Consider the following 10,783-nt stretch of genomic DNA (forward strand, 5'->3'; position numbering starts at 1 on the left):
GGCGCCCGCGGTCACTGCGCACTCGGCTGGGTGGCCATAGTTTTGTTGGCGTCCGGCGTGCCGGCGAGAGCCTCGTAGGGCATCGTGGTGGATGTGGATCGATCGGTCTGTCCTTGGATGTCGTATCCCTTGCTGGTCCAGGACATGAGCAGGGTGAAGCGGTCGGCGCGGACGGTGGTGCGTCGGCATTCGATGGGTTGTCCGTGCCAGAGGCCGGTGCGTTCGATGACGAGGGCCGCGGCCCCGGGGGTCACGTTCAGGTGCTCGGCCTGGCCTGGGGAGAGGTTCGTGGCGGTGATGCGTTCGCGGCCTCCGTCGGGGCGGGGGATCTGGTGCCGTTCGAGTTCGTCGTAGAGGGCGGTGCGGCTGAAGTCGGTGTGCAGCAGGGGCGTGTCGATTTCGCCGGGGAGCCAGACGCAGTCGTGGGCCAACGGCTCGCTGCCGGCGAGCCGGATCCGTTCGAGTGCGAACAGTTTGGCCTCTGGTGCCAGGTCCAGGCGTGCTGCGGCTTCGGGTTCGACGGCGAGCGTGCAGGCTAGGACGATGCTCTCTTGGGAACCAGCGGGGTGCTGCGGTACGCCCAGCAGTACACCGGATAACGAGTCCCAGACCTGACCGTGGTCGCCTCCGCACTGCGGCAGGGCACTCTTACGAGCCACCATCTGGCCCCGACCTGCCAGGGGATGCCGGATGCACACGTGGAAGCCGGGCGACTCTTCGACCCACCCCGCGCCTTGAGCGTCGCCACCCGCCGGGATGAGCAGGCGCTGATTACCGGGGCCGAGACAGCGCTCCTGGCCGCCCAGCGCAAAGGGGCCTGGGTCAGCGTTGAGAAGGCAGACCTGCGACCCGTCAACGAGAAGCTCACCGGCCACTTGGAGCGGACCCGTCAGGCCCGGGTCACGGTCCGGGCCACCATCGGCCGACCATGGGGCACGACGACCCCTCAGGACCAACCGTCCGTTCGGCAAACCGCACCTCCACAGCACCAGCAGCACTACTCGGACCGTCACGGTCCGCAGCACCGACCGCAACGATGAGCGCCGACACCATTGCCAGGCCCTCCGCCGCTCACCACCCCAGCGGCAACGCCCACTGGTCTCGATCGAGGTCCCTGACTACGGCCGCTTGTGCCTTCAGTGCAGACCCGCCGACCCGCACTACGTCGCGGATTGCCCGCGCCCGACCGGCTCGTCCTCGCGTGTCCCGATGAGGGGAACCGAACCGCCACCGTCGACGGAGCCACTCCTCACGGTTCTCCTGCTGCGTAGAGGGGCCGGCATGCTCGGCGTCCGGGCGCTGACAGAGCGCCTCGTCGCACGCGTGCGCAATCACTGACGTCTGCAACAAGGCCTCAACCCCGTATGCCAGACCCCACCCGAGCCGATGACCTATGACCACTAGGTCGCGCCCGTCCCCGAGCCCGAGGACTCGTCCACGGTGCTCCGTCTGCGCGTCCCCGAGCCGTCCCCGCAGCCCACAAATCAACCGCAACTGACCGCAATGCTATGGCTAAAGACCCCTCTGACCTGCGATAACGTGACAGCAGCGATCCACCGCAAGACCCGGACCGGACTCCTAAAGCGGGTGCCGCGCGTATGAATCGCGCCGAGGACGCCACCATACGTGCGGATGACAGGCCAGTACTGCCACCCCTGGCTCTCTCAGAGCTGTCCTATCTGACCCCTGGCGTCCCCGAGGCGTCCCCGCAGCTCTGACTGACCCTGGCCATGGCGGAGCAGTCAACGTCGCCGCCCATGGGGTGCGTAGGGGGTTCAAGGTCCGCTTGACGCCTTCGGGAAAGCGCGCCGCACCGCTTCTGGTTACCAGAGACGGCAGCAGTCCGAACATCTTAGGGAACGTGCGCTGACCTGCACACTTACCCACGTTCCCTAATGCCCAAGAGCTCGCTAGGGACGAGAAGGGGAACGACATGCACCCACGATGGCGGCAACACTGACGTAAGGAGAAACACCATGAGCGCCGTCCCGCACCGATCGATCTTGTCTGATCTCCCGCATGCTGATGACGACTTGCTGACCATCAAGGAGGTTGCAGCCATCGTGCGGGTCCCTGAGGCCACCTTGCGCTACTGGCGACACCTCGGCAGCGGACCTCCCAGCTTCCGCGTCGGTCGATGTGTCCGCTACTGGCGCACCGAAGTCGCGCGATGGCTGGAGACGCAGACCAATGATCCGGACTCGAGCCGCTGAGGGGGTCGGCAGCTTCACGGCTCTGCGACGATGGACCCAGCCGGGGAAAGGACCCGATATGTCCGGGAACATCGCCAAGCGGTCAAACGGCCGATGGCGTGCGCGCTACCGAGACGTGACAGGCAACGAGCACTCCCGACACTTCGCTCGGAAGATCGACGCGCAGCACTGGCTCGACGAGGTGACGGCCGCAGTGGTCGCCGGCACCTATGCCGACCCCAAGGCTGGCCGGATCACCTTCGCGGCGTTCTTTGGTGAGTGGTCGGCTCGTCAGGTCTGGGCGCCCGGCACAGTCCTTGCGATGTCGCTGGCTGCAAAATCGGTGCCGTTCACCGGCACGTCGATGAAGCAGATCCGCCGCTCCGATGTCGAGTCGTGGATCAAGAGCATGAATGCCGCCGGGCTCGCCCCGGGCACGATCAAGACCCGATACGTCAACGTCAGATCGGTTTTCCGCGCAGCCGTGAAGGACAAGGTGATCGGCTCTGACCCGACCGACGGCGTACGCCTCCCACGTGGTCGTCGCGCCGACGCCGCGATGTCGATTCCCACCCCAGAGGAGGTCGGGCAGTTGGTTGCAGTGGCCGACCAGCGGTTCCGGCCATTCATCGGCCTATGCGCTTTCGCTGGCCTGCGCCTTGGCGAGGCTGCAGGCGTGCGACTCGGCGATGTCGACTTCCTCCGCAAGTCGCTCAATGTCAGCCGCCAGGTACAGCGCGTCAACGGCGCCGCGATCGACGTTCGCGCGCCAAAGTATGGCTCCGAACGCCTCGTCCACCTCGCCGACAGCCTGGTCACCCTTCTGGCGGAGCACGTAGCCACCTTCGGCACCGCGGGCAAGGAGCAGTGGCTTTTCGCGGGGGTGGGTGACGGTCCGCCACACCAGAACACGGTCGGCTATTGGTGGCGCAAGACCCTCCGGGACGCCGACCTGTCAGGCATCAAGCTTCACGATCTTCGGCACTTCTACGCCTCTGGCCTCATCGCCGCCGGCTGCGACGTCGTCACCGTCCAGCGCTCCCTCGGACACGCGAAGGCGACGACGACCCTCAACACTTACGCCCACCTCTGGCCGACCGCCGAGGACCGCACCCGTAAGGCTGCCGAGTCGATCATGTCCGCATCGCTCGTGCACCCGGAACAACACGAACTTGCCGACGGCCTGTCCCGTCACCACAGAGCCTGAGGGACTCCACGACCTCACGCTTCAGCTCAGCCTGGACGGCCCTGCATTCGCGGGGGTTCGTAGACGGGTGACCTGAGGCCATGTTGCCAGAGCCAGTTCGTGGGCCAGGTACAGCCGCAGCCGGCGGGCCCGGTTGGCGATCTGGGGGGGATGTTGAACAGCTGGGACCGGATCGTCGCCGGCCGGACGTGGGCGTGCCTGGCCGAGGCCAACGTGATCCCGGCACGGGTCAGGCTGTACGCCACCGTCCACACCCGTTGGCCGAAGAATGTTGGGTCTATCGAGCACCCCGGACTGAAGTTCTTGCGGACTCTGTGCGGACTCAGAGGGCCTACACCCTCTCTGACCTGCACAAACGCGCTGATTCACACGTTGAAGCGGAACTCCACGACGTCCCCGTCGCTCATCACGTAGTCCTTGCCCTCGATGCGGACCTTTCCGGCGGCCTTCGCGTCGTTCATCGACCCCGCAGCGTCGAGGTCGCCGAAGGAGACGATCTCGGCCTTGATGAAGCCCCGCTGGAAGTCGGTGTGGATGACCCCGGCGGCCTGGGGCGCGGTGAAGCCCTTGCGGATCGTCCAGGCCCGGGACTCCTTGGGCCCCGCGGTCAGGTACGTCTGCAGCCCGAGGGTGTCGAAGCCGATCCGGGCCAGCTGCTCCAGCCCTGCCTCAGTGACGCCGACCGACTCCAGCAGCTCGGCCGCCTCCTCGGCCTCCAGCTCGGCGAGGTCGGACTCCAGCTTGGCGTTGAGGTAGATCGCCTCGGCGGGTGCGACGAGCGCAGCGAGCTCGTCATGCAGCCCGGTGTCGGTCAGCCCGTCCTCGTCCAAATTGAACACATAGAGGAACGGCTTGGTGGTCAGCAGCCCCAGCGTCCTGGCGTGCTCGGCCTCGACCCCGGCCGCCGCGCCCCCCGCATACAACGTGGTCCCCTGCTCCAACACGCCTTGCGCTGCGACCGCCGTGTCCAGGACCGCCTTGTCGGTCTTCTTGCCCTTCACTTCCTTCTCCAGCCTGGGTATGGCGTTCTCCAGGGTCTGCAGGTCGGCCAGGATCAGCTCGGTGTTGATCGTCTCGATGTCGCCGGACGGGGAGACCTTGCCCTCGACGTGCACCACGTCGTCGTCGCGGAAGGCGCGCACGACCTGGCAGATCGCGTCGGCCTCGCGGATCGTGGCCAGGAACTTGTTGCCCAGGCCCTCCCCCTCCGAGGCCCCGCGCACGATGCCGGCGATGTCGACGAACGACACCGTGGCGGGCAGGATCTTGGCGCTGTCGAAGATCTGCGCCAGCCGGTCCAGCCGTGGATCAGCCATCGGCACGACGCCGATATTGGGCTCGATCGTCGCGAACGGGTAGTTCGCCGCGAGCACGGTGTTCTTGGTCAGTGCGTTGAACAAGGTGGACTTGCCGACGTTGGGCAGGCCGACGATGCCGATGGTGAGTGCCACGGGGACAGGAGTCTAGCCGCGCTGCAGCACTGCCGGGTTGCGCTCCCCCCGGGTGGCGCGACCGGTGCTCGGCAGGTCAGGATGCTGGCATGGACTATCGGACGCTTGGACGCAGCGGATGCGCCGTCTCCACCCTCACCCTCGGCACCATGACCTTCGGCAGCGAGACCGACGAAGCGGGATCGCACGCGCAGCTGGACGCCTTCGTCGAGGCCGGCGGCAATCTGGTCGACACCGCCGACGTCTACACGAGCGGCATCTCGGAGGAGATCATCGGGCGATGGCTGGCCCAGGCCTCGCCGGACGTGCGTGACCGGGTGGTGCTGGCTACCAAAGGTCGCTTCCCGATGGGCGAGGACGTCAACGACGTGGGCCTGTCCCGGCGGCATCTGGAGCGAGCTCTGGAGGACTCCCTGCGCCGCCTCGGGGTCGAGCGCATCGACCTGTACCAAGTGCACTCCTGGGACCCGGTGACCCCGCTGGCGGAGACCTTGGACACCTTGGACGGGTTCGTCCGTGCCGGCAAGGTCCGCTACGTCGGGTTGTCCAACTACACCGGCTGGCAGGTCCAGAAGGTCATGGCCACGTCCCGCGAGCGCCGACTGCAGGCTCCGGTCACCCTGCAACCGCAGTACAACCTGCTCACTCGAGAACTGGAGTGGGAGGTCGTGCCGTCCTGTCTGGACGCCGGCCTCGGGCTGTTGCCCTGGTCGCCCCTGGCCGGAGGCTGGCTGACCGGCAAGTACTCCCAGGAGCAACGCCCCACCGGCGCCACCCGTCTCGGGGAGGACCCCGAGCGGGGCATGGAGGCCTACGACCGCCGCTCATCCTCCCAGCGCACCTGGGACGTCGTGGACGCGCTCCGCGAGGTCGCCGAGGCGCGTGGCGTGCCGATGGCGCAGGTGGCGTTGGCTTGGCTGGTGGACCGACCCGCGGTCACCTCCGTCATCCTCGGGGCCCGCACGCTGGAGCAGCTGAGCGGCAACCTTGCGGCGGCCGGCCTGCACCTGGACGAAGCGGAGGTCAACCGGCTGGACAGTGCCAGCGACCCCGGCGCGGGTGAGTACCCCTACGGCGAGCTGGCTCTGCAGCAGCGGGACCGCAGCCTGTCCGCCGAGTCCTAGTCGTCCAGAACGCTCAGCTGCCACCGACCGATATGCGCTCCGCCGCGCCCTGCGCAGGTCCAGGTCGCGCGCACAACGGACGGGGCCGACCGATATGCGCTCCGCCACGCCATGCGCAGGTCCAGGTCGCGCGCACAATGGTCCGTCGGGTATGCCGTCCGCTCACCGGTCCGCGAGCGCGCGGCGGATCCACGGCTCGAGCTGCGCGGCACCGTCCGGGGCCATCACCGCCGTGTAGTGGTTGACGTCCTCGATCTCCCCGACCTCGACCTGCGGGTGCTGGGCCCTCCAGTGCTCCCGCGCCGCGGGCGGGTAGAGCGGCGGCACCTCGTCCATCAGCCCCCGGGGGGCCAGCAGCCAGGACGTGGGATGCGTCAGCCGCTGCAGGGCACCCGACACCGACTCGCCGTCGACCAGCTCGCGGGTGTCCTCCTCCAGCGCCTCCACCCGGGTCGCCGAGCGCAGCTCCGGCTCAACGCCCACCAGGTCGTAGTCGACGTAGGCCGCCGTCAGCTCGCTCCACCAGGGCCCGATCGCCGGGTGCGCCAACCAGTAGTCGCGGTATGCCGTCCGGCTGGGGAAGGTCCTTTCCAGCCGCTGCGATACCGGCGTCAACACCGCGTCCGCCAACTCCTCCGGGGCGATCCCCGCTGGCGGGAGCAACGGCATACCCCCGTCGATGAGGACCAGGGAGCTCACCCGTGCGCCGTGCCGGTCGGCGAGCACGAGGCAGACGAAGGCACCCATCGAGTGCCCCACCGCGACCACCCGATCGACCCCGAGGTGGTCGAGCACTGCGGCGCAGTCGTCGGCGTGGGTCGGCATGCCGTAGGGCCCCGGCAGGTCGCGCGAGCGGCCGCGACCCCGCAGATCCGGGGCAATGATCCGCACGTCGGGCAACGCCGCCGCGACCGCGGGCCAGGCCAGGTGCGATGAGGTGATGCCGTGCACGGCCAGGACGCTGCGCTGCACTCCGCCTGGCGAGGTGGACAAGGTGTCGGCCTGGGCTTCCCACACTCCGACCATCAGGTCACCGCCGCGCACCGGCACCGTGACCCGGTGGTAGCGCTCGTCCGGCAGGACGGCAGGCTCCGCGCTCACCGGGCGCTCCATCCGCCGTCCATGGTGTAGGACGCGCCGGTCACCATGCCCGCGTCCTGCCCGGCCAGGAACCCGGCCAGCGCGGCGACCTCTTCGGGTTCGACCAGCCGCTTGACGGCGCCCTGGGTCAGCATGACCTGCTCGACCACCTGGTCCTCGGGTATGTCGTGTGTGCGCGCCTGGTCGGCGATCTGACCCTCGACCAGCGGTGTGCGCACATAGGAGGGGCAGATGCAGTTGCTGGTCACCCCGTGCGGCCCACCCTCCAGCGCGGTGACCTTGGACAGTCCCTCCAGGGCGTGCTTGGCCGCGACGTAGGCTGACTTGTGGGTCGAGGCGCGCAGCCCGTGCACCGAGGACAGGTTGACCACCCGACCCCAGCCGCGCTCGTACATCGCCGGCAGCGCTGCCCGGATGAGCAGGAACGGTGACTCGACCATGAGCCGGTGGATCAGCCGCCAGTCGTGCGGCCGGTAGTCCTGGATCGGGTTGATCCGCTGGATGCCGGCGTTGTTGACCAGCACGTCACAGTTCAGGCTCAGGTCCTCCAGGGCCGCCGTGTCGGCGAGGTCGACCACCCATGGAGTGCCGTCGATCTCCTCGGCGACCTGCGAGGCGGCCTCGCCGTCGAGGTCGGCGACAGTCACGGCCATCCCGTCGGCGGCCAGCCGTCGGGATATGGCGCGCCCGATGCCGGACGCCCCTCCGGTGACCAGGGCGGTGCGTTGCTCGCTCATCGGGCAGTCCTCTCGGTATGCGGTGTCGGGGGCTGTCCCCAACGTAGGCCGCGGCGCTCGTCTCGTCGACGGGCGTGCCGCGACACCGGTCTGTCGGTGCCGGCTGTCAGGGTGAGCGGCATGGACAACTGGGTGCACGTCGTGGGGCTGGGCCTCATTGTCGTCGTCGTGGCTCTGCTGGTGTGGTGGGCCGGGGTGGGGTGGGGTATGCGGATGGGGCGCGGCGAGGTGGTGGCCGCCGAGGCGCAGCGTGACCTGCTGGCCGAGCGGCTGCGCGCCGCCGAGGACAGCGCGGCCGATGACCGGGAGGTCGCGGCGCAGCTCGCACCTCTGCAGCAGGCGCTCAATCGTGTCGAACGGCAGGTCGGCACCCTCGAACGCGACCGGGTCGAGCAGTTCGGGCAGCTCGGTGCCGCCCTGAGCGAGGTCGCCCAGCGCACGTCGGCGCTGGGGCAGCAGACCGCCACCCTGGCCGGGGCGCTCAACTCCTCCGGCGTGCGCGGCACCTGGGGCGAGGCCCAGCTGCGCCGGGTGCTGGAGCACGCCGGCATGCTGGCGCGCTGCGACTTCGAGGAGCAGGTGAGCGCGGTGAGCCGGCACGACGCCCGGGTGCGCCCCGACGTGGTCGTCCGCCTGCCCGGCGACAAGTGCCTGGTCATCGACGCCAAGTCGCCGCTCGACGCGTTCCTGCGGGCTCAGGGTGAGGGGGTCCCGCCCACTGAGCGCACGGCATACCTGCAGGCTCATGCGACGGCGCTGCGGGGTCACGTCGACGCGCTGGCCGGTAAGGCCTACTGGAGTGCCTTCGCCACCAGCCCTGAGCTGGTCATCTGCTTCGTGCCCAGCGATGCCGTGCTGGCTGCCGCGCTGCAGGCGGAGCCTGACCTCTACGACCACGCCCAGGCCCGCAAGGTCGTGCTGGCCTCACCGGCGACGTTGCTGGCCGTGCTGCGGGCGACGGCCTTCGCTTGGCAGCAGGACTCGGTGAGCGAGCATGCCCGCGAGGTGCTGCGACTGGGCAGCGAGCTGCACACCAGGCTGGCGACGCTGGGCAAGCATGTCGGCGAGATGGGCAGCGCCCTCAGCCGCTCGGTGGAGACCTACAACCGGATGGTGGGCACCCTGGAGTCCCGGGTCATGGTGACCAGCCGCAAGATGCACGAGATCGGCGTCGTCGGTGAGGCGCCGCCCGCCCTCGAGGCAGTGGCGACGACCCCTCGGCCACTGACCCAGTCGGAGCTGATCGACGCCGAGCTGCAAGCGGTCGGACCGCCGCGCGACGAGCTCAGCGACGACGTGCCGCACGCCCCAGACGACGGCCGGCGGGCCGGGCGCCGCACGGGCTGAGGCTCAGCTCAGGTCAGTGCGCCCGCGTCGTGCTTGACCTGCTCGGCCTCCTGGCCACCGCGGGCCTTGATCTCCTTACGCAGCTCGTTGGGCAACGCAAACATCAGCGACTCCTCTGCGGCAGTCACCATTCGCACGTCCTCGTAGCCTCGGGCCGCGAGCCAGTCGAGCACGTCGCGCACCAGGATCTCCGGCACGCTGGCGCCGCTGGTCACCCCGACAGTGCGCACGCCCTGCAGCCACGCCTGGTCGATCTCGTCGGCGTAGTCGACCAGGTGCCCATCCTTCGCGCCGTGCTCGATCGCGACCTCGACCAGGCGGACCGAGTTGGAGGAGTTGCGGGATCCGACCACGATCATCAGGTCGACGCCGTCGGACATCTGCTTGACGGCGACCTGCCGGTTCTGCGTGGCGTAGCAGATGTCGTCGCTCGGCGGGTCCTGCAGCGCGGGGAACTTCTCGCGCAGCCGGCGGACCGTCTCCATCGTCTCATCGACCGACAGCGTGGTTTGGGAGAGCCAGACGACCTTGTCGGGATCGCGCACCTCGACACCCGGCACCTCGTCGGGACTCTGCACCAGGGTGATGTTGTCCGGCGCCTCGCCCGCGGTGCCCTCGACCTCCTCGTGCCCGTCGTGCCCGATGAGCAGGATGTCGAAGTCGTCACGGGCGAAGCGCACGGCCTCGCGGTGCACCTTGGTGACCAGGGGGCAGGTGGCGTCGATGGTCTTGAGCTGCCGTGCCTGTGCCTCTTGGTGCACCTGCGGCGAGACGCCGTGCGCCGAGAAGATGACGGTCTCACCCTCGGGCACCTCGTCGGTCTGGTCAACGAAGATGGCGCCGCGCTTCTCCAGGGTGCGCACCACGTGCACGTTGTGCACGATCTGCTTGCGCACGTAGACCGGCGGGCCATAGAGGTCGAGCGCCTTCTCCACGGCCACCACGGCCCGGTCCACCCCGGCGCAGTACCCCCGTGGGGCGGCGAGGAGCACCTGCTTGGGGCCCTCCCCCGACTCGGCGGCGGTGTCGGTGGCAGGCACGGTCACGTCGGTCGGCTGGGTCGGCGAAGTCACGTGCCCATGGTATGCGGGCCGGCTGGGCAGAGCCTGATCGGCGGGGCGCAGCGCGGACATCCCCACCCGGCAGCCCTGACGGTCCCCCGTCGATCCCGGCACCCGGCTCACTGGTGCACGATGTCGCACACCGGTGCCCCGCGTGCGCGCGCAAGGCACCAGTGTGCCGAATCGTGCACCAGTCGGGTCCGCGCGTCGGCGGCGGGAGGCCGAGGGTGCCCGTTCATATGTCACCGGGTCCGCTAGAGCAGGGCCTTGGCCGCCTGCTCCAGGTCCGCCAAGGTGGAGATATCACGCAGCAGGCCGGTGACTCGCGGGCGGGCGAACTCACGATCCGCCGCCACGCTGCCGGGATCGAGCAGCACGGCCGCCTGAGCGCCGAGGGCCCACGTTGTCCCAGTCCAGCAGCACCCACCCCTGGCCCCCGGTCCGCAGGAGGTTGTCGGCCATGAGGTCCCGGTGACAGCGCACCGACTGACCCTCGGGCTGGCTGTTCACCCATCGGGTGGCCTCCCACAGATCTGTCAGACGGGACCGCAGCTGAGGTGCCC

Annotated in this window: 10 protein-coding genes; 4 read left to right on the forward strand and 6 right to left on the reverse strand. The window is 69.2% G+C overall.

Translation table 11 applies throughout. From position 1 onward, the window contains the following. Positions 1-11 precede the first annotated feature (11 nt). A complete protein-coding gene (locus tag ACR2FV_RS05455) occupies positions 12-875 on the reverse strand; it encodes a GntR family transcriptional regulator (RefSeq protein ID WP_434014688.1) in 864 nt (287 codons plus the stop codon). Positions 876-1,976: 1,101 nt separating this feature from the next. Between ACR2FV_RS05455 and ACR2FV_RS05460 the strand changes: the two genes are divergently transcribed. Continuing rightward, on the forward strand, positions 1,977-2,213 hold the full coding sequence (locus ACR2FV_RS05460) for a helix-turn-helix transcriptional regulator (protein ID WP_434014689.1): 237 nt from the start codon (positions 1,977-1,979) through the stop codon (positions 2,211-2,213). Between the two features lie 58 nt (positions 2,214-2,271). Continuing rightward, the gene (locus tag ACR2FV_RS05465; RefSeq protein ID WP_434014690.1) at positions 2,272-3,399 is read left to right on the forward strand and encodes a tyrosine-type recombinase/integrase; all 1,128 of its coding nucleotides are present in this window, start codon (positions 2,272-2,274) and stop codon (positions 3,397-3,399) included. A gap of 365 nt (positions 3,400-3,764) precedes the next feature. Here the strand turns inward: ACR2FV_RS05465 and ychF are convergent, their stop codons facing one another. Further along, entirely contained in the window at positions 3,765-4,850 is a 1,086-nt protein-coding gene (ychF, locus tag ACR2FV_RS05470; RefSeq protein WP_434014691.1) for a redox-regulated ATPase YchF, read from the reverse strand. Between the two features lie 89 nt (positions 4,851-4,939). Here ychF and ACR2FV_RS05475 point away from each other — a divergent pair, with 89 nt between their 5' ends. Beyond that, positions 4,940-5,974, forward strand: coding sequence for an aldo/keto reductase (locus tag ACR2FV_RS05475; RefSeq protein WP_434014692.1), 1,035 nt, complete (start codon positions 4,940-4,942; stop codon positions 5,972-5,974). Positions 5,975-6,136: 162 nt separating this feature from the next. Here the strand turns inward: ACR2FV_RS05475 and ACR2FV_RS05480 are convergent, their stop codons facing one another. Continuing rightward, entirely contained in the window at positions 6,137-7,075 is a 939-nt protein-coding gene (locus ACR2FV_RS05480; protein WP_434014693.1) for an alpha/beta hydrolase, read from the reverse strand. After that, complete coding sequence (locus ACR2FV_RS05485; RefSeq protein WP_434014694.1) at positions 7,072-7,812, reverse strand: 3-hydroxybutyrate dehydrogenase; 741 nt, start codon at positions 7,810-7,812, stop codon at positions 7,072-7,074. Before ACR2FV_RS05485 ends, ACR2FV_RS05480 begins: the two co-directional genes overlap by 4 nt. Positions 7,813-7,932: 120 nt before the next feature. On the opposite strand from ACR2FV_RS05485, the gene ACR2FV_RS05490 reads away from it, so the two are divergent. Continuing rightward, positions 7,933-9,159 carry a DNA recombination protein RmuC gene (locus ACR2FV_RS05490; protein WP_434014695.1) on the forward strand — a complete coding sequence of 409 codons (1,227 nt, stop codon included), beginning with the start codon at positions 7,933-7,935 and terminating at the stop codon, positions 9,157-9,159. Between the two features lie 8 nt (positions 9,160-9,167). Here ACR2FV_RS05490 and ACR2FV_RS05495 read toward each other — a convergent pair whose 3' ends face one another. Then, on the reverse strand, positions 9,168-10,292 hold the full coding sequence (locus tag ACR2FV_RS05495; protein WP_434014697.1) for a 4-hydroxy-3-methylbut-2-enyl diphosphate reductase: 1,125 nt from the start codon (positions 10,290-10,292) through the stop codon (positions 9,168-9,170). Between the two features lie 267 nt (positions 10,293-10,559). Continuing rightward, a partial coding sequence (locus tag ACR2FV_RS05500; protein ID WP_434014696.1) for a phosphotransferase occupies positions 10,560-10,783 on the reverse strand: 224 nt, incomplete at its 5' end.

It is taken from the genome of Ornithinimicrobium sp. (assembly GCF_051004135.1).
Taxonomy (GTDB): domain Bacteria; phylum Actinomycetota; class Actinomycetes; order Actinomycetales; family Dermatophilaceae; genus Ornithinicoccus.